16 protein-coding genes are annotated in these 19,515 nt (G+C 59.1%); 13 read left to right on the top strand and 3 right to left on the bottom strand.

The window, feature by feature from the left end; all coding sequences use genetic code 11:
* The first annotated feature begins 50 nt into the window (after nt 1-50).
* The 4 genes from prpC to prpD all read left to right on the top strand — a co-directional run bounded on the left by prpC (nt 51) and on the right by prpD (nt 6,882).
* Nucleotides 51-1,178: a bifunctional 2-methylcitrate synthase/citrate synthase gene (gene prpC, locus BK667_RS26770; RefSeq protein WP_123599396.1), complete on the top strand. Its 1,128-nt coding sequence runs from the start codon at nt 51-53 to the stop codon at nt 1,176-1,178.
* Nucleotides 1,179-1,383: 205 nt separating this feature from the next.
* Complete coding sequence (gene acnD / locus BK667_RS26765) at nt 1,384-3,975, top strand: Fe/S-dependent 2-methylisocitrate dehydratase AcnD (RefSeq protein ID WP_123599395.1); 2,592 nt, start codon at nt 1,384-1,386, stop codon at nt 3,973-3,975.
* 55 nt (nt 3,976-4,030) lie between these two features.
* A complete protein-coding gene (gene prpF / locus BK667_RS26760) occupies nt 4,031-5,221 on the top strand; it encodes a 2-methylaconitate cis-trans isomerase PrpF (protein WP_123599394.1) in 1,191 nt (396 codons plus the stop codon).
* 176 nt (nt 5,222-5,397) lie between these two features.
* Entirely contained in the window at nt 5,398-6,882 is a 1,485-nt protein-coding gene (gene prpD, locus BK667_RS26755; protein WP_123599393.1) for a 2-methylcitrate dehydratase, read from the top strand.
* A gap of 99 nt (nt 6,883-6,981) precedes the next feature.
* On the opposite strand, the gene BK667_RS26750 is transcribed toward prpD, so the two are convergent.
* Nucleotides 6,982-7,914 carry a DMT family transporter gene (locus BK667_RS26750; protein ID WP_123512122.1) on the bottom strand — a complete coding sequence of 311 codons (933 nt, stop codon included), beginning with the start codon at nt 7,912-7,914 and terminating at the stop codon, nt 6,982-6,984.
* A gap of 92 nt (nt 7,915-8,006) precedes the next feature.
* On the opposite strand from BK667_RS26750, the gene BK667_RS26745 reads away from it, so the two are divergent.
* Nucleotides 8,007-9,416: an aminotransferase-like domain-containing protein gene (locus BK667_RS26745; protein WP_123599484.1), complete on the top strand. Its 1,410-nt coding sequence runs from the start codon at nt 8,007-8,009 to the stop codon at nt 9,414-9,416.
* 138 nt (nt 9,417-9,554) lie between these two features.
* On the opposite strand, the gene ppsR is transcribed toward BK667_RS26745, so the two are convergent.
* Entirely contained in the window at nt 9,555-10,373 is an 819-nt protein-coding gene (gene ppsR, locus BK667_RS26740) for a posphoenolpyruvate synthetase regulatory kinase/phosphorylase PpsR (protein WP_123403248.1), read from the bottom strand.
* A gap of 174 nt (nt 10,374-10,547) precedes the next feature.
* Here ppsR and ppsA point away from each other — a divergent pair, with 174 nt between their 5' ends.
* The 8 genes from ppsA (at nt 10,548) to BK667_RS26700 (ending at nt 18,681) form a co-directional block, all read left to right on the top strand.
* Entirely contained in the window at nt 10,548-12,923 is a 2,376-nt protein-coding gene (gene ppsA / locus BK667_RS26735) for a phosphoenolpyruvate synthase (RefSeq protein ID WP_123512124.1), read from the top strand.
* A gap of 163 nt (nt 12,924-13,086) precedes the next feature.
* Nucleotides 13,087-14,076 carry an alpha/beta fold hydrolase gene (locus tag BK667_RS26730; protein ID WP_123512126.1) on the top strand — a complete coding sequence of 330 codons (990 nt, stop codon included), beginning with the start codon at nt 13,087-13,089 and terminating at the stop codon, nt 14,074-14,076.
* A 121-nt stretch (nt 14,077-14,197) separates the two neighbouring features.
* The gene (gene rraA / locus BK667_RS26725) at nt 14,198-14,689 is read left to right on the top strand and encodes a ribonuclease E activity regulator RraA (RefSeq protein WP_123512128.1); all 492 of its coding nucleotides are present in this window, start codon (nt 14,198-14,200) and stop codon (nt 14,687-14,689) included.
* Nucleotides 14,690-14,728: 39 nt separating this feature from the next.
* Nucleotides 14,729-15,724, top strand: a complete 996-nt coding sequence (gene cmaX / locus BK667_RS26720; protein WP_123512130.1) for a divalent cation transporter CmaX — start codon at nt 14,729-14,731, stop codon at nt 15,722-15,724.
* 64 nt (nt 15,725-15,788) lie between these two features.
* Nucleotides 15,789-16,037 (top strand): hypothetical protein, encoded by a 249-nt coding sequence (locus tag BK667_RS26715; RefSeq protein WP_008146303.1) that lies wholly within the window; start codon nt 15,789-15,791, stop codon nt 16,035-16,037.
* 2 nt (nt 16,038-16,039) lie between these two features.
* Entirely contained in the window at nt 16,040-16,864 is an 825-nt protein-coding gene (locus BK667_RS26710; RefSeq protein WP_054054005.1) for a mechanosensitive ion channel family protein, read from the top strand.
* Between the two features lie 87 nt (nt 16,865-16,951).
* On the top strand, nt 16,952-17,542 hold the full coding sequence (sigX, locus tag BK667_RS26705) for an RNA polymerase sigma factor SigX (protein WP_054054007.1): 591 nt from the start codon (nt 16,952-16,954) through the stop codon (nt 17,540-17,542).
* Nucleotides 17,543-17,649: 107 nt separating this feature from the next.
* Entirely contained in the window at nt 17,650-18,681 is a 1,032-nt protein-coding gene (locus tag BK667_RS26700) for an OmpA family protein (protein WP_123512134.1), read from the top strand.
* 61 nt (nt 18,682-18,742) lie between these two features.
* Here BK667_RS26700 and cobA read toward each other — a convergent pair whose 3' ends face one another.
* On the bottom strand, nt 18,743-19,486 hold the full coding sequence (gene cobA / locus BK667_RS26695; protein WP_123599392.1) for a uroporphyrinogen-III C-methyltransferase: 744 nt from the start codon (nt 19,484-19,486) through the stop codon (nt 18,743-18,745).
* Between the last annotated feature and the right edge of the window lie 29 nt (nt 19,487-19,515).

Below are 19,515 nucleotides of genomic sequence, written 5' to 3'. Positions count from 1 at the left end.
TTCGCTCCTACAAGTTTCCCTGACAAATTCAAGAAAAACTGGAGACAGCAATGGCCGAAGCAAAAGTACTCAGTGGCGCCGGGCTCCGTGGCCAGGTTGCCGGGCAAACCGCACTGTCCACCGTGGGCCAGTCGGGCGCCGGCCTGACCTATCGTGGCTACGACGTTCGCGAACTGGCGGCTGACGCGCAGTTCGAAGAAGTCGCCTACCTGCTGCTGTACGGCGAACTGCCGACCAAAACGCAACTTGCTGCTTACATCGACAAACTGAGCAAGCTGCGCGACCTGCCCCAAGCGCTGAAAGAAGTGCTGGAACGTATCCCCGCCGACGCCCACCCGATGGACGTGATGCGCACCGGTTGTTCGTTTCTGGGCAACATCGAGCCGGAGAAAGACTTCAGCGCCCAACACGACGTCACCGACCGCTTGCTGGCCGCGTTCCCGGCGATCATGTGCTACTGGTATCGCTTCAGCCACGACGGCAAACGCATCCATTGCGTGAGCGACGAACAGACGATTGGCGGCCACTTCCTGCACTTGCTGCACGACAAGAAGCCGAGCGAACTGCACGTCAAAGTGATGAACGTGTCGCTGATCCTCTACGCGGAACACGAGTTCAACGCCTCGACCTTCACCGCCCGTGTCTGTGCTTCGACCTTGTCGGACATGTTCTCCTGCATCACCGCCGCCATCGGTTCCCTGCGCGGTCCGCTGCACGGCGGCGCCAACGAAGCGGCGATGGAAATGATCGAGCGCTTCAAGTCGCCGGAAGAGGCGATCAAAGGCACCCTCGGCATGCTCGAGCGCAAAGACAAGATCATGGGCTTCGGTCACGCGATCTATAAGGACAACGATCCGCGCAACGAGGTGATCAAGGGCTGGTCGAAAAAACTCGCGGACGAAGTGGGCGACACGGTGTTGTTCCCGGTGTCCGAAGCCATCGACAAAACCATGTGGGAACAGAAAAAACTGTTCCCGAACGCCGACTTCTACCATGCGTCGACGTACCACTTCATGGGCATCCCGACCAAGTTGTTCACCCCGATTTTCGTCTGCTCGCGCCTGACTGGCTGGGCCGCGCATGTGTTCGAACAACGTGCCAACAACCGCATCATCCGCCCGAGCGCCGAATACGTCGGCGTCGAACAGCGCAAGTTCGTGCCAATCGAACAACGCTGACCGGAGAACCTTGACGCAGGTGACTGGATGAGCCGAGAACCTTGTAGGAGCAAAGCTTGCTCGCGATGACGGTCTGACATTCAACATTGATGTCGACAGGTACACCGCTATCGCGAGCAAGCTTTGCTCCTACAGGGGCGGGTTTCAATTCAAGTCCGGCGTCAGGTGCTCCCTTTTGCACTTACCGTGACCGAGTCCTGACCTGATGAACACAGAATTCCGCAAACCGCTGCCCGGCAGCCATCTGGATTATTTCGACGTCCGCGCGGCGGTCGAGGCCATCCAGCCTGGCGCCTACGACACCCTGCCGTACACCTCCCGCGTGCTCGCGGAAAACCTGGTGCGCCGCTGTGACCCGGCCACGCTCATCGATTCTTTGAAGCAATTCATCGAACGCAAGCGCGACCTCGACTTCCCATGGTTCCCGGCCCGTGTCGTATGCCACGACATCCTCGGCCAGACCGCCCTGGTGGACCTCGCCGGCCTGCGCGATGCCATCGCCCTGCAAGGTGGCGACCCGGCACAAGTCAACCCGGTAGTGCCGACGCAATTGATCGTCGACCACTCCTTGGCAGTCGAGCGCGGTGGATTCGATCCGGAGGCGTTCGAGAAGAACCGCGCCATCGAAGACCGTCGCAACGAAGACCGTTTTCACTTCATCAACTGGACCAAAAAAGCCTTCAAAAACGTTGATGTGATACCGCCGGGCAACGGGATCATGCACCAGATCAACCTGGAGAAAATGTCTCCGGTGATCCAGGTGCGTGACGGCGTAGCGTTCCCGGATACCTGCGTCGGTACCGACAGCCACACCCCGCACGTTGATGCGCTGGGCGTGATCGCTATCGGTGTCGGCGGTCTGGAAGCGGAAAGCGTGATGCTCGGTCGCGCCTCGTGGATGCGTCTGCCGGAAAGCGTCGGCGTTGAACTGACCGGCAAGCTGCAACCGGGCATCACCGCCACCGACATGGTGCTGGCGCTGACCGAGTTCCTGCGTAAACAGAAAGTCGTCGGCGCATGGCTGGAGTTCTTCGGCGAAGGCGCCTCGGCGTTGACCCTCGGCGACCGCGCGACCATTTCCAACATGGCCCCGGAATACGGCGCCACCGCCGCGATGTTCTACATCGATCAGCAAACCATCGACTACCTGAAACTCACCGGCCGTGAAGATGAGCAGGTGCAGTTGGTCGAGAACTACGCCAAGACCACCGGCCTGTGGGCTGACAGCCTGAAAAATGCGCAATACGAGCGCGGCTTGAGCTTCGACCTGTCCACGGTAGTGCGCAACATGGCCGGCCCGAGCAACCCGCACGCTCGCGTCGCGACCTCGGACCTCGCCGCCCAAGGCATCTCCGGCCAATGGACCGAAGTGCCCGGCCAGATGCCGGACGGCGCGGTAATCATCGCCGCCATCACCAGTTGCACCAATACCAGCAACCCGCGCAACGTGATCGCCGCCGGCCTGCTGGCGCGCAATGCCAACAAGCTCGGGCTGACCCGCAAGCCGTGGGTCAAATCGTCCCTGGCACCGGGCTCGAAAACTGTCGCGCTGTACCTCGATGAGGCCGGCCTGACCAGCGAATTGGAGCAACTCGGTTTCGGCATCGTCGCGTTTGCCTGCACCACCTGCAACGGCATGTCCGGTGCGCTGGACCCGGTGATCCAGCAAGAGATTATCGACCGCGACCTGTACGCCACCGCCGTGTTGTCCGGCAACCGCAACTTCGACGGGCGGATTCACCCCTACGCCAAGAATGCGTTCCTCGCTTCACCGCCCTTGGTGGTCGCGTACGCCATCGCCGGGACCATCCGCTTCGACATCGAAAAAGATGTACTGGGCGTGGTCGACGGCAAGGAAATCCGCCTCAAAGACATCTGGCCGAGCGACGAAGAAATCGACGCGGTGGTGAAAGCCTCGGTGAAGCCGGAGCAATTCCGTCAGGTCTATATTCCGATGTTCGCCATCCACGAAGACACCGGCCCGAAAGTCACGCCGCTGTACGATTGGCGCGAGATGAGCACCTACATCCGCCGTCCGCCGTACTGGGAAGGCGCGTTGGCCGGCGCTCGTCCGCTCAAGGGCATGCGCCCGCTGGCCGTGCTGCCGGACAACATCACCACCGATCACCTGTCGCCGTCGAACGCGATCATGCTCTACAGTGCCGCCGGCGAATACCTGGCGAAAATGGGCTTGCCGGAAGAAGACTTCAACTCTTACGCGACCCACCGTGGCGACCACCTGACCGCGCAGCGAGCCACCTTCGCCAACCCGAAACTGTTCAACGAAATGGTCCAGGAAAACGGCAAGGTCAAGCAGGGTTCCCTCGCTCGCGTCGAGCCGGAAGGCCAGGTGATGCGCATGTGGGAAGCCATCGAAACCTACATGGAACGCAAGCAGCCGCTGATCATCATCGCCGGCGCCGACTACGGTCAGGGTTCGTCCCGGGACTGGGCGGCGAAGGGCGTGCGTCTGGCGGGTGTGGAAGCGATTGCCGCCGAAGGTTTCGAGCGCATTCACCGCACCAACCTGGTGGGCATGGGCGTGTTGCCGCTGGAGTTTTTGCCGGGCACCGACCGTCACACCTTGGGCATCGACGGCAGCGAAACCTTCGACGTGATCGGCGACCGCACCCCGCGTGCGCAGCTGACACTGGTGATCAATCGCCTTAACGGCGAACGTGTCGAAGTGCCGGTGACTTGCCGTCTCGATACCGCTGAAGAAGTGTCGATCTACGAGGCGGGTGGCGTGTTGCAGCGCTTTGCTCAGGACTTCCTTGAATCGGCGGTCGCCGTTTAAATCACGACGTGCGAGCAGGGGATTTCAAGTCCCTTGCTTGCCATTGAGGAGCACCATGGCTCACGCACCCCAAATCAAAATCCCCGCCACCTACATGCGCGGCGGCACCAGTAAAGGCGTGTTCTTCAGCCTGAAAGACCTGCCCGAAGCGGCACAGATTCCCGGCCCGGCGCGCGATGCATTATTGCTGCGGGTGATCGGCAGCCCCGACCCGTACGACAAGCAAATCGACGGCATGGGCGGCGCGACCTCCAGCACCAGCAAAACCGTGATCCTGTCGAAAAGCATCAAGGCTGATCACGACGTGGATTACCTGTTTGGTCAGGTGTCCATCGACAAGCCATTCGTGGACTGGAGCGGTAACTGCGGCAACCTGTCGGCAGCGGTCGGTTCGTTCGCGATCAGCAACGGTTTGGTGGACGCCAGCCGCATCCCGCACAACGGCGTGGCGGTGGTTCGCGTCTGGCAAGCCAACATCGGCAAGACCATCATCGCCCACGTGCCCATCACCAACGGTGAAGTGCAGGAAACCGGTGATTTCGAACTCGATGGCGTGACCTTCCCGGCCGCCGAAGTGCAGGTCGAATTCATGGACCCAGCGGCGGAAGAAGAGGGCGGCGGTGGTTCGATGTTCCCTACCGGCAACCTGGTGGACGACCTCGAAGTGCCGGGTATCGGCACGTTCAAGGCGACCATGATCAACGCCGGGATCCCGACGATTTTCATCAACGCCGAAGACCTCGGCTACACCGGCACTGAGCTGCAGGGCGCAATCAACGGCGACCCGAAAGCCCTGGCGATGTTCGAAACCATCCGCGCTTACGGCGCGTTGCGCATGGGCCTGATCAAGGACCTGGACGAAGCGGCCAAGCGGCAGCACACGCCCAAGGTTGCCTTTGTTGCGAAACCGGCGGACTACATTGCTTCGAGCGGCAAGGCGATTGCGGCGGGTGATGTCGATCTGCTGGTGCGTGCGTTGTCCATGGGCAAATTGCACCACGCGATGATGGGCACGGCGGCCGTAGCCATCGGCACCGCGGCGGCGATTTCCGGGACGTTGGTGAACCTGGCGGCGGGCGGTATCGAACGCAACGCGGTGCGCTTCGGGCATCCGTCCGGCACGTTGCGCGTCGGGGCCGAGGCCAGTCAGATGAACGGTGAATGGACCGTGAACAAAGCCATCATGAGCCGCAGTGCGCGGGTGTTGATGGAAGGGTTTGTCCGCGTGCCGGGTGATTCCTTCTAACCCACACCCCGTTTCTGTAGGAGCAAGGCTTGCCCGCGATGGCGTCCTCGAGATCGCTATCGCGGGCAAGCCATGCTCCTACCCGTTGACCGTATTCCAAAATAAGAAAGCAGTAACCGACTGAGATTTACCTGAACCGAGGTCCCATCAACGAACACTTCAAGAGTGAATCGAACATGAGCACCAACGTCGACCAGAACAACCGCCCCGACTACGACACGGTCCTGCAGGACATTGCCTACTACGTCCTCACCTTCAAAATCGAGTCCACAGAAGCACTCGACACCGCCCGCAACTGCCTGATGGACACCCTCGGCTGTGGTTTGCTGGCCCTGCGTTTTCCCGAATGCACCAAACACCTGGGCCCGATTGTCGAGGGCACCGTCGTCCCGTTCGGTGCCCGTGTGCCTGGCACCTCTTTTCGCCTCGACCCGGTGAAAGCCGCGTGGGACATCGGCTGCATCGTGCGCTGGCTCGATTACAACGACACTTGGCTCGCCGCCGAGTGGGGTCATCCGTCCGATAACCTCGGCGGGATTCTCGCCGTGGCGGATCACCTGTCGCAAAAACGCCTGGCCAATGGCGACGCGCCGCTGACGATTCGTGCCGTGCTGGAAGCGATGATCATGGCCCATGAGATTCAGGGCGTCATCGCACTGGAAAACTCCTTCAATCGTGTAGGCCTCGATCACGTGTTGCTGGTGAAAGTCGCCTCGACCGCCGTCACCGCCAAACTCATGGGCGCCAACCGCGAGCAACTATTGTCGGCGCTGTCCCATGCGTTCGCCGATGGTCAGGCGCTGCGTACTTATCGGCATGCGCCGAACGCCGGCTCGCGTAAATCCTGGGCCGCCGGCGATGCGTCCAGCCGTGGCGTGCGTCTGGCGGACATTGCGATGCGTGGCGAAATGGGCATTCCCGGCGTACTGACGGCCAAGCAGTGGGGCTTCTACGACGTGCTGTTCAGTCACACCAACAACGATTTGGCGCTCAAGCCCGAAGACAAACGCGCCTTCAGTTTCTCCCGGCAATACGGCAGCTACGTGATGGAAAACGTGCTGTTCAAAATCAGCTTCCCTGCCGAATTCCACGCGCAGACTGCGTGCGAAGCCGCCGTCACCCTGCATCCGCAGGTCAGGAATCGTCTGCATGAAATCGACAAGATCGTCGTCACCACCCATGAGTCGGCGATCCGCATCATTTCCAAGGTCGGCCCATTGGCCAATGCCGCCGACCGTGACCATTGCATTCAGTACATGACCGCCGTGCCGCTGGCGTTTGGCAATCTGGTGGCCGAGCAGTACGAAGACGACTTCCACGCCGCGCACCCGATCATCGACGTGCTGCGCGAGAAAATGGTCATCGTGGAAGAGCCGCGTTTCACCCGCGAATACCTGGAGGCCGACAAACGCTCCATCGCCAATGCGATCCAGGTGTTTTTCAAGGACGGCTCCAGCACCGAGAACGTGGTGGTCGAGTACCCAATCGGCCATCGCCGGCGTCGCAGCGATGGCATTCCGTTGCTGGAAGACAAGTTCAAGGCCAACCTGGCGACGCGTTTCACGGGGCAGCGCAGTGCCGAGATTTTTGCGTTGTGTAAGGACCAGGCGGCGCTGGAAGCAACCCCGGTAAACCGCTTCGTCGACCTGTTCGTGATCTGACACCCCCCCGTTCTGTAGGAGCAAGGCTTGCCCGCGATGGCGTCCTCGAGATCGCCATCGCGGGCAAGCCATGCTCCTACAGAAGAGGGGGCGATGTGCTCAGCGTTTGAGCCATTTCTCCACGGGCAATTTGGTAATGGCAAACCCGGCCAGCAACACCGCCGAATACAGCATCAGTTCCCGCGAAATACTCTGCCCCTCGTACCACGCACCAATCACCACCGCGAACACCGGAAAAATAATAAACACGAACGACAAAATGATCGGGCTCAGGCGCTTGAGCAGCAAAAAGTAAACGATAAACCCACCCACCGACGCCACCAGACCCAGATACAGCAGGGCGCCCCACGAGCGCGCCGTAATGTTGCCGAACACCGGCGCCTCAAAACCCAACCCCGCCACAAACAGCATCAACCCGGCCAGGCCGATGGGCAGTGTGTTGTAGGTGATCACGCTGATCGCCGCGCCTTGTTTTTTGGTGACCACGTAACACAGCGCATGCATCAGCGCCGCCGCCAGAATCGCCAGTACCCCGAAGAATTCTGCGTGGTCCAGGTGCAGTCCCTGGCTGCGGATAATCATGAACAGACTACCGAAACCGATGGCGATCCCCACCACCTGCGAGGGGTAGATTTTCTCCCGTAGCAGCACCGCGGAAAAAATCAGAATGAACACCGGCATGCAACTGAACAGCAGCGCGGTCAGGCCAGAGGAAACGTGCATTTCGCCGTAGTTGAGCAAGTAATACGGCAGGCTGAAATACGACAGCGTAACGAACACGAAAAACCAGCGACGCTGCCGTGGAAACAGCAGCGGCTCGCGACGCAGCAGGGCGAAGCTCAAAAACAGTGGAAAGGCGATCAGAAACCGCAGACCGGCAGCGGTCAGGGGCGGCACGCTTTCAACAGCGATCTTGATACCCAGCCACGTGGTGCCCCAACTCAGGCACACGATCAGGAACAAAGTGCTGGTGATTACGCCCGCTAGCCAGGGTTTTCCCGTGATGGACGGCGTGCTGATGGCAATCGACATGGTCGTGCTCCTTGGGTCTTCGGAATTGACCTGATAACGGAAAAGGTCTATCCCTGATTGAACCTGTTTTCAGCACGCTATTCGGGATGGAAATGACTGTCAAAGTAAGTATTGCCACGGTGTCAATCCTTCGGGGCGGCTTGGCTGAAGGACGCGGCGTGAAGTACAAGCGTCTGGCCGAAGCCTTGGAAAAAAGCATTGGCGAAGGTTTGATCGAACCCGGCAGCAAACTGCCGCCCCATCGCTTGTTGGCCGACAGCCTCGGCGTGACCATCGGCACCATCAGCCGCGCGTATGGCGAGTTGGAGCGGGTCGGGTTGGTGGTGGCGCGTGTAGGAGATGGCACTTATGTGCGTCAGCGCGGGATGGAACGGCCGCGGGACAGTGGCTTTCGCAATGTCAGCGACGAGCCTCAGCCGTTCTTCGATATGAGTCGGAATCAGCCGATTCCAGGGCAGGAAGCCACCTTCCTCAGTCAAAGCCTGCAAACCTTGGCTAGCGATCCACAGACCTTGCAGCGGCTCAGCGGCTATACGGCCGATTGTGGATTGTTACGTCACCGTGAAGCAGGCGCTCACTGGCTGCGGCATCTGGAATTTGTGCCAAGTGCCGAGCAGGTTATTGGCGTCAACGGCGGCCAGCACGGCTTGCTCTGCGTGCTGATGGCGCTGCTCAAACCCGGCGACACCTTGGTGACCGAGCATTTGACCTACCCGGGGCTGATCAGCGTCGCACGCATGCTCGGGATAAAACTGATCGGTGTCGGCATGGATGACGAAGGACTGCTGCCCGATGCGCTGTCGGACGTTTGCCAGCATCATCGGGTATCCGCGTTGTACTGCACGCCGACAATCCAGAATCCTACGGCAGCGGTGATGTCGGTCCCACGGCGTGAGGCGATTGCTGAAGTCTGTCGCCTGCACAACCTGCTGATCATCGAAGACGAAGCCCACGCCGTACTAGCGCAACAACGGCCCTTGCCCCTGAGCCACTTTGCCCTGGAGCGCTCGGTGCTGATCGGCAGCCTGAGCAAAGCCGTTTCGGCTGGTTTGCGCACCGGTTATTTGCACGCACCACAGCCGTTGATCGGACGCTTGAGCGCAGCGGTGCGCGGGACGTGCTGGATGGCCAGCCCGTTGTCGATGGAACTGGCGGCTACGTGGATCGAAAACGGTATCGCCGAACGCTTGCTGCGGCAGCAAATTGCCGAAATCAGTCGCCGCAAGGCGTTGGTCAGTGGCGTGTTAGAAGACGTCAGCTACAAAACCCACCCGAATAGCCCACACTTCTGGCTCGAAGTGCCCGAGCCGTGGCGCGCGTCGCAGATTGCGGCGGAGCTGAAGGAGAATAACTACCTGGTGGCCACCGCCGAGGCGTTTGCGGTGGGGCATGCAGCGGTGCCGCAGTTTATTCGGGCGAGTGTGTGTAATTCGGTGGGGGATGATGGGTTGTTGTTGCAGGGGTTCAGCGCGTTGGTGGGGGCATTAACGGAGACCGTGTAATCGTTCTTCACGGGCAAGTCGAATCGTCGCACCGCTCGCTCCTACAGGGTTTTGTGTCGTTCGCGGCCCGCGAGATCGACACAAAACCCTGTAGGAGCGAGGCTTGCCCGCGAAGGCGCCTTCACAGGCACCACAAAACTACTTGAACCGCCGCTCAACCCCTTTCTCCACAAGGATCTTCGCCGAAATCTCTTCCACCGAAAAATGCGTGGAGTTGATGTGCGGGATGTTCTCGCGACGAAACAGATTCTCCACCTCGCGCACTTCAAACTCGCACTGGGCATAGCTCGAATAGCGGCTGTTGGGTTTGCGCTCGTTGCGGATGGCGGTGAGGCGGTCCGGGTCGATGGTCAGGCCGAACAGCTTGTGCTGGTGGGCGCGCAGGGCGGCCGGCAGGGTCAGGCGCTCCATGTCATCTTCGGTCAGCGGGTAGTTGGCCGCGCGGATGCCGAATTGCATCGCCATGTACAGGCACGTCGGTGTCTTACCACAACGCGACACGCCCACTAGGATCAGGTCGGCCTTGTCGTAATAATGCGTGCGGGCGCCGTCGTCGTTGTCCAGGGCGAAGTTCACCGCCTCGATCCGCTCCATGTAATTGGTGTTGCTGCCAATGGAATGGGACTTGCCGACGGTGTAGGAAGAATGCTCGGTCAGTTCCTGTTCAAGCGGCGCCAGGAAGGTCGAGAAAATGTCGATCATGAAACCATTGGACGTTGCGAGGATCTCACGAATGTCCTGATTGACGATGGTGTCGAAGATGATCGGCCGAAAGCCGTCGGTTTCGGCGGCCTTGTTGATTTGTTGTACCATGGCCCGCGCTTTATCGACGTTGTCGATGTACGGCCGCGTGAATTTGCTGAAGGTAATGTTTTCGAACTGCGCCAAGAGGCTCTGACCCAGGGTTTCGGCTGTAATGCCGGTGCCATCGGAGATGAAGAAAGCAGATCGTTTCATTTGCACCTTGGGCCTTAAGCTAGTGAAGATTTCTGGATATGATAGGCGCGATTTGCTGGCCACCAGTGGCCCGCATTCTCACTTATTTTCCAGGTCCAGGCCATACAGTCGGCAAAGGCTCCCCCGAGCCGCCGGCTTCTGAGCTTTTCCAACACAGTTAGTGGAGAGATCACCTTGGTAGAGTACGTAGTTTCCCTCGATAAGCTCGGCGTCCATGATGTAGAGCACGTAGGGGGCAAGAACGCATCCCTGGGCGAGATGATCAGTAACCTTGCAGGTGCCGGTGTATCGGTGCCCGGTGGCTTCGCCACGACAGCTCAGGCTTATCGTGATTTTCTGGAACTGAGCGGCCTTAACGATCAGATCCATGCCGCGCTCGACGCCCTGGACGTCGACGATGTCAACGCCCTGGCCAAGACCGGCGCCCAGATCCGCAAATGGATCATGGAAGCCGAATTCCCCGAGAAGCTCAACGCCGAGATCCGCACCGCGTTCGCCACGCTGTCGGCCGGCAACCCTGACATGGCCGTGGCCGTGCGCTCTTCCGCTACCGCCGAAGATCTGCCGGACGCTTCCTTCGCCGGTCAGCAGGAAACTTTCCTGAACATCCGTGGTGTCGAAAACGTCATTCGCGCCGCCAAAGAGGTGTTTGCCTCCCTCTTCAACGACCGCGCCATTTCCTACCGCGTGCACCAGGGCTTCGACCACAAGCTGGTAGCCCTGTCGGCCGGCGTGCAACGCATGGTCCGCTCCGAAACCGGCACCGCCGGCGTGATGTTCACCCTCGATACCGAATCGGGCTTCCGCGACGTAGTGTTTATCACCGGCGCCTATGGCCTGGGCGAAACCGTCGTACAAGGCGCGGTAAACCCGGACGAATTCTACGTCCACAAACAAACGCTGGAAGCGGGTCGCCCGGCGATCCTGCGCCGTAACCTGGGCAGCAAAGCGATCAAGATGATCTACGGCGAAGTGGCTACGGCCGGCAAGTCGGTCAAGACCATCGACGTGGACAAGGCGGATCGTGCGCGTTTCTGCCTCACCGATGCCGAAGTCAGCGAGCTGGCCAAGCAAGCGATGATCATCGAGAAGCACTACAAGTGCCCGATGGACATCGAATGGGCGAAGGACGGCGACGACGGCAAGCTCTACATCGTTCAGGCCCGTCCTGAAACCGTGAAGAGCCGTACCCAGGCTAACGTCATGGAACGTTACCTGTTGAAAGAAACCGGCACCGTGCTGGTTGAAGGTCGCGCCATCGGCCAGCGCATCGGCGCCGGCAAGGTCCGCATCATCAAGGACGTGTCCGAGATGGACAAAGTCCAGCCCGGCGACGTACTGGTGTCCGACATGACCGACCCGGATTGGGAACCGGTCATGAAGCGCGCCAGCGCCATCGTTACCAACCGTGGCGGTCGTACCTGCCACGCGGCGATCATCGCCCGTGAGCTGGGCATTCCGGCCGTGGTCGGTTGCGGCAACGCCACCCAGCTGTTGAAAGACGGCCAGGGCGTGACCGTTTCCTGCGCGGAAGGCGATACCGGTTACATCTTCGAAGGCGAACTGGGCTTCGACATCAAGAAAAACTCCGTGGACGCCATGCCTGATCTGCCGTTCAAGATCATGATGAACGTCGGCAACCCGGACCGCGCCTTCGACTTCGCGCAACTGCCGAACGCCGGTGTGGGCCTGGCCCGTCTGGAATTCATCATCAACCGCATGATCGGTGTTCACCCCAAAGCGCTGTTGAACTACGACGGCCTGCCGCAGGACATCAAGGACAGCGTCGACAAGCGTATCGCCGGTTACGACGATCCGGTTGGCTTCTACGTCGACAAACTGGTCGAAGGCATCAGCACCCTGGCTGCAGCGTTCACCCCGAAAAAGGTCATCGTGCGTCTGTCGGACTTCAAGTCCAACGAATACGCGAACCTGATTGGCGGCAAGCTCTACGAGCCGGAAGAAGAAAACCCGATGCTGGGCTTCCGTGGTGCTTCGCGTTACATCAGCGAAGCGTTCCGCGATTGCTTTGAACTCGAATGCCGCGCCCTCAAGCGCGTGCGTAACGAGATGGGCCTGACCAACGTTGAAATCATGGTGCCGTTCGTCCGTACCCTGGGCGAAGCGAGCCAAGTGATCGATCTGCTGGCCGAAAATGGCCTGGCCCGCGGCGAGAACGGTCTGCGCATCATCATGATGTGCGAACTGCCGTCCAACGCGATCCTCGCTGAAGAATTCCTCGAATTCTTCGACGGTTTCTCGATCGGTTCCAACGACCTGACCCAGTTGACCCTGGGCCTGGACCGTGACTCCGGGATCATCGCTCACCTGTTTGACGAGCGTAATCCGGCGGTCAAGAAGCTGCTGGCCAATGCCATCCAGGCCTGTAACAAGGCTGGCAAGTACATCGGCATTTGCGGTCAGGGTCCTTCGGATCACCCGGACCTGGCCAAATGGCTGATGGAGCAGGGCATCGAAAGCGTGTCGCTGAACCCCGATTCCGTACTGGAAACCTGGTTCTTCCTGGCTGAAGGCCAAGCCGCCGTTTGATGGTGTGTGAACGGACCTGCTCCCTGTAGGAGCAAGGCTTGCCCGCGATGGCATCTTCAAAATCGCCATCGCCAGCAAGCTGTGCTCCTACAGGGGTAGCCGTTTTTGAGATTCAAGTAGGGCGGGCTCCTCTGGATGCCGCCCTTTTTTGTGCAAGAGCATTATGCAAAGCAGCAGCAACCTATTTCCTGTCGCCCTGATCAGCGCCGAGCGGCGCGGCGATCTGAGCGAAGACGTGTATCGATTGAAACCCGGCAACAGCCCTGACGGCACTGTCGAGCTGGCAGTGACTCGCCTGGGCATGGCGGACGGCTCCGACACGCGGGGCGTTCCGGTGATTTTGCTGCACGGCAGCTTTTCCAATCGCCGGTTCTGGTTTTCCCCAAAAGGCCTAGGGTTGGGCGCCTATCTGACGCGCCTGGGATTCGATGTGTGGATTCCGGAAATGCGCGGTCACGGTCTGTCCCAGCGCAACCACAACTACCGCAAGAACCGCGTTTCCGACTACGCCCGTTACGATCTGCCGGCCATTGGTGCATTCGTGCGCGAGCAAAGTGGCCAGGTCCCGCACTGGATCGGTCACTCCCTGGGCGGCATTACCCTGGCGGCTGCGTTGGGTGGTCAATACATCGGCGAGCCAGTGGTGGCCTCAGCGGCGTTTTTCGGTACGCAGGTCAGCCGCACCTATTGGCCGTTGAAGATTCCACCGGTGGAGTGGAGCGGGCGCTTTATTCTCAAGCGTTTTGCCCAGTTGTCCGGTTCACGGCTCAGGCGCGGCCCGGAGGACGAGCCGATTGGCCTGGCCCTGGAAAGCATGCGCTGGTACGGCCTGTTCGGGCGCTTTGGCGATGCCGACAAGGACTGGTGGGCCGGTTTGGCTGAGGTTGAGATGCCGGTGTTGGCCGTGAGCGCGGCTGGCGACCACCAAGACCCGGCCTGGGCGTGTCGCAAGCTGTTCGATCAGCTCGGTTCCGAGCACAAGCAGTTCGTCAACCTGGGGCGCGAGCAGGGTTTTGCCGATAATTTCGGTCATGTTGAAATGCTGGTGAGCAAAGCCGCGCAGGTCGAAGTCTGGCCGTTGGTGGCTCGCTGGTTGGCTGATCAGAAGACGCCGTTGCTGGGAGAAAAGCCGGATTTGGCCACGGCCGTTTGAGTGCATGGCTCTAACAAGGGCATTTCGCTCTGATCGGCTTGCGGCTAAGATATGACGCATTGAGCTTTTTTGGTCACTTTGCGACATCCTCGATTGTCTTCCTCTTTACAGGAGTTTCTCGATGAACCATTACGTTACGCCTGACCTGTGCGACGCCTACCCAGAACTGGTGCAAGTGCTGGAACCGATGTTCAGCAATTTCGGCGGCCGTGATTCCTTCGGCGGCGAAATCGTGACCATCAAGTGCTTCGAAGACAACTCGCGGGTTAAAGAGCAAGTCGAACTCCAGGGTGACGGCAAGGTGCTGGTGGTCGATGGTGGCGGTTCCCTGCGTCATGCGTTGTTGGGTGACATGCTGGCCGAGAAAGCCTCGAAAAACGGTTGGGCAGGGCTGGTGATCTACGGGTGCATCCGCGACGTCGATATCCTCGCGCAGACCGATCTGGGCGTGCAGGCCCTCGCGAGCCACCCGAGAAAGTCCGACAGGCGCGGGCTTGGCGACATTAACGTTCCGGTGACCTTCGCCGGCGTGACCTTCCATCCAGGCCATTACATCTATGCGGACAACAACGGCGTGATCATCTCGCCAAGCCCGCTGAAGATGCCTGAATAAAGCGTCGATGCGAATTTTTGTGGCAAGCATGGGGTGAGGATGTTCGAGGAAGACAACGCGCAGTGGGGGCTGGTGCATGCCCTGGTGCTGGATGGAAAAGGCGGTGCGCGTTCGATAGCCCGGACTGAACTCGACGAATTGCAGCTACAGGCCCATGAAAGCCTGTGGCTGCATTGGGATCGCAGTCACCCGCAAACCCAGACCTGGTTGCGTCAATCCAGCGGCCTGAGTGAATTCAGCTGCGACCTGCTGCTCGAAGAAAACACCCGCCCGCGGCTTTTACAGCTTTCCGACAGCGAACTGCTGCTATTTTTGCGTGGGGTGAACCTGAACCCTGGCGCCGAGCCAGAGGATATGGTTTCGGTACGCATCTTCGCTGCGGCACAGCGGGTTATTTCCCTGCGTTTGCGTCCGTTGCGTGCCACCGACGAATTGCTGGTGCAGCTCGAGGAAGGCAAGGGACCGAAAACCGCCTCCGAACTCATCCTTTATATGGCTCAGTACCTCACCAACAAGGTGCAGGATCTGGTCACTTGCCTCTCGGAAGTGGTCGATGAGGAAGAAGAAAAACTGGATGCCGACGAACGGTATACACCCGAACACGGCGCCATTTTGCAGATCCGTCGCAGGGCGGCCGGGCTGAAACGTTTCCTGGCCCCGCAGCGGGATATTTTCGGTCAGCTGACGCGGATAAAACTGCCGTGGTTTGTCGAAGATGACGGCGATTACTGGAACGAATTGAACAACAGCCTGACCCGATATCTGGAGGAGCTGGAATTGACCCGGGAGCGGGTGGGGCTGGTCCTGGAGGCTGAAGACCGACGTTTGAGCGTGCGCATGAACCGCACGATGTACCGCTTCGGGATCATCACCGGGATCTTTTTGCCGATGAGTTTTCTGACCGGTCTTTTGGGGATCAACGTCGGGGGTATTCCGTTCTCCGCCAGCCCTTATGGCTTCCTGATTGCGTGCCTGATGATGGTGTCGGTGGCACTCGGTCAGTGGTGGTTATTCCGACGTTTGCGCTGGGTGTGATTGATGAGCCATGTGACCCGGGCAAATTTGATCGCGTCTTTCACAGACATCACGAGAGGTGCGTATGCACGATCCGTTTGAACAGTCTTTGCGTGACATGCTCAAGGCATCTCCGTCCACTCGGGACGACGATGCGTGCCTTGGCCGTGTCCTGAAAACCGCCAACCGCCAGGTCGGCGCAGGCGATCTGTTCAGCCTGCTGGGCCGCTGGCTGCCCGCGCTGATGATCGCCTTGAATAATGGATCGGCCCACGTAGCGCCGGTTTCCCGTCACCGTAAACCTACCGTTCGCACTGCTGATAAGGCTGATTGAATATGGAACTTGATCTCTGGACTCAGAGCCTCGTCACTGCAATGACTGCGTTGTGGACAAAGGTTGCGAATTTTATTCCGAACCTCTTCGGGGCACTGGTTGTCCTACTGCTGGGTTTTGTTGTGGCCAAGCTGCTGGACACCTTGTTGTCCAAACTGCTCGCCAAATTGGGTCTCGATCGCCTGATGGGCGGTACCGGCCTGACCAAATTGTTGTCCCGTGCCGGCCTTCAGGTGCCTATTTCTACCCTGATCGGCAAAATCGTCTATTGGTTTGTTTTGCTGATTTTTCTTGTGTCGGCAGCAGAATCCCTTGGACTTGAGCGAGTTTCAGCTACGCTGGATATGCTTGCGCTGTATTTGCCGAAAGTATTTGGCGCCGCGCTGGTGTTGCTGGTAGGTGTGTTGCTGGCGCAATTGGCCAATGGGCTGGTGCGCGGTGCGGCAGAGGGGGTAGGGCTGGATTACGCCTCTGGCTTGGGGCGAATCGCCCAAGGCCTGGTGATAATCATCAGCTTGTCGGTTGCGATCAGCCAGTTGGAGGTCAAGACTGACCTGCTCAACCATGTGATTGTGATCGTATTGATTACCGTTGGTCTGGCCGTTGCGCTGGCCATGGGGTTGGGAAGCCGGGAAATTGCCGGTCAGATTCTTGCGGGAATCTATGTGCGTGAGTTGTATCAGGTTGGGCAACAAGTGCGTGTTGGCGAGGTCGAAGGTCAGATCGAAGAGATCGGCACGGTTAAAACCACATTGCTGACCGACGAGGGTGAGCTAGTCTCTCTCTCCAATCGGATCCTCCTGGAGCAGCATGTGAGTAGCCGCTAACCCGGCAAACCCTGCTAATGTATGCCGCCGCAAAATGCCCTGAAAGGGCTGCGGCGGACATTGACCTGACTGTCGGCCCGACTTGTTTTGAATAAAGCTCAATCGCTCTCCACGCGCTACGACCCCCGCGAGCTCTCTGATGAGGAGTTGGTCGCGCGCTCGCATACCGAGCTGTTTCACGTAACCCGCGCCTATGAAGAACTGATGCGGCGTTACCAACGAACATTATTTAACGTTTGTGCACGATATCTTGGGAACGATCGCGACGCAGACGATGTCTGTCAGGAAGTGATGTTGAAGGTGTTGTACGGCCTGAAGAACTTCGAGGGGAAATCGAAGTTCAAGACATGGCTCTACAGCATCACGTACAACGAATGCATCACGCAGTATCGGAAAGAACGGCGAAAGCGTCGCTTGATGGATGCTTTGAGTCTGGACCCCCTCGAGGAAGCGTCTGAAGAAAAGGCGCCGAAACCCGAGGATAAGGGTGGACTTGATCGCTGGCTGGTGTATGTGAACCCGATTGACCGCGAAATTCTGGTGCTACGATTTGTCGCAGAGCTGGAGTTTCAGGAGATCGCAGACATCATGCACATGGGTTTGAGTGCGACAAAAATGCGTTACAAACGTGCTCTAGACAAATTGCGTGAGAAATTTGCAGGCGTTGCTGAAACTTAGTTCAGAGCAAATATCTCTTACGTGTAGGCAAGTTCTGATAGACTTGCCGCCGAGTTGTCCCCCGGTTTGCGGGACTGCTTCACAATCACCAGATGGGGATTTAACGGATGAAACTGAAAAACACCTTGGGCTTTGCCATTGGTTCTCTTATTGCCGCTACTTCGTTCGGCGCGCTGGCACAAGGCCAAGGCGCAGTTGAAATCGAAGGCTTCGCCAAGAAAGAACAGTACGACAGCGATCGTGACTTCAAAAACAACGGCAACCTGTTCGGCGCTTCCGTCGGCTACTTCCTGACCGACGACGTTGAACTGCGTCTGGCCTACGACGAAGTGCACAACGTACGTGCAGATGATGGTCGCAACGTAAAGGGCGCTGATACCGCTCTGGACGCTCTGTACCACTTCAACAACCCAGGCGACATGATCCGTCCATACGTTTCTGCCGGTTTCTCGGACCAGAGCATTGGCCAGAACGGTTCGGGCCGTAACCGCTCCACCTTCGCCAACGTTGGCGGCGGTGCCAAGCTGTACTTCACCGACAACTTCTACGCTCGTGCCGGCGTTGAAGCTCAGTACAACATCGACCAGGGCGACACCGAGTGGGCTCCAAGCGTCGGTATCGGTGTGAACTTCGGTGGCGGCTCCAAGCCTGCCGCTGCTCCAGTTCCAGCACCAGCTGAAGTTTGCTCCGACAGCGACAACGATGGCGTTTGCGACAACGTTGACAAGTGCCCGGACACCCCAGCCAACGTAACTGTTGACGCTGATGGCTGCCCAGCAGTTGCTGAAGTTGTTCGTGTTGAGCTGGACGTGAAGTTCGACTTCGACAAGTCGGTAGTCAAGCCTAACAGCTACGGCGACATCAAAAACCTCGCTGACTTCATGAAGCAGTACCCATCCACCACTACTACTGTTGAAGGTCACACTGACTCCGTCGGTCCTGACGCTTACAACCAGAAACTGTCCGAGCGTCGTGCAAACGCCGTTAAGCAAGTTCTGACCAACCAGTACGGTGTTGAATCGTCCCGCGTTCAGTCTGTTGGCTACGGCGAATCCCGCCCAGTTGCTGACAACAAAACTGAAGCTGGTCGCGCTGTAAACCGTCGCGTAGAAGCGCAGGTTGAAGCCAAAGGTAAGTAATTATCTTGCTGCTCTGAAAAGCCCGGCTTAGGCCGGGCTTTTCTTTGTCTGCGATTTGGGGCTAGGCGCGGGTTTGGCGGCGTCCCGTAAAGATCGCAGCACAAGCCGCAACGGCACCAATCACCAGGATGGCCGGGCTCTTGAGCTCGAAGCTGTAGGCATCTTCTTCCATGGCTGTCAGAACACTGCGACATTCCCGCTGGTGCGGCAGTGAAGCGTTTTCGATCATCGCCACCGGTGTGTCCGCAGGCATGCCGCCCGCTAGCAGTTGCTCGCGGATCTCACTCAGTTTCGCTACGCCCATGTAAATCACCAGCGTCGTGCCACCCTGGGCCAAGGCTTGCCAATTCAGGCTGCTGTCGTCCTGTGTGTGAGCCGTGACCAGCGTCACACCGCGTGCCACGCCGCGCAGGGTCAACGGAATATCACACTGCGTTGCGCCAGCCAGTCCGGCGGTGATGCCATTGACCAGCTCCACGACAACGCCACGCTCGCGCAACCACTGCGCCTCTTCGCCGCCACGCCCGAAAATGCACGGATCGCCGCCCTTGAGCCGCACCACACATTTGCCATGGCGGGCATAACGCAGCATCAGCCGATGAATGAACGCTTGAGGCGTGGAGCGACAGCCACCGCGCTTGCCGACGGCAATGATCCGCGCACCCGGGCAATGTTCCAGCACCGCTTTGTTGACCAGGTCATCGATCAGCACCACGTCCGCTTCCCGCAGGGCCCGAACAGCCTTCAGGGTCAGTAATTCAGGATCGCCGGGGCCTGCACCCACCAGCCAGACTTTTGCGCTCATGTATTTTCCTCACAGGATAACGGCGGTCG

This window comes from Pseudomonas frederiksbergensis, from assembly GCF_003732705.1.
In the GTDB taxonomy this organism is placed as follows: Bacteria; Pseudomonadota; Gammaproteobacteria; order Pseudomonadales; family Pseudomonadaceae; genus Aquipseudomonas; species Aquipseudomonas frederiksbergensis_F.
The sequence above is the reverse complement of the archived record's forward strand: the minus strand, read 5'-3'. Positions and strand labels throughout refer to the sequence as shown.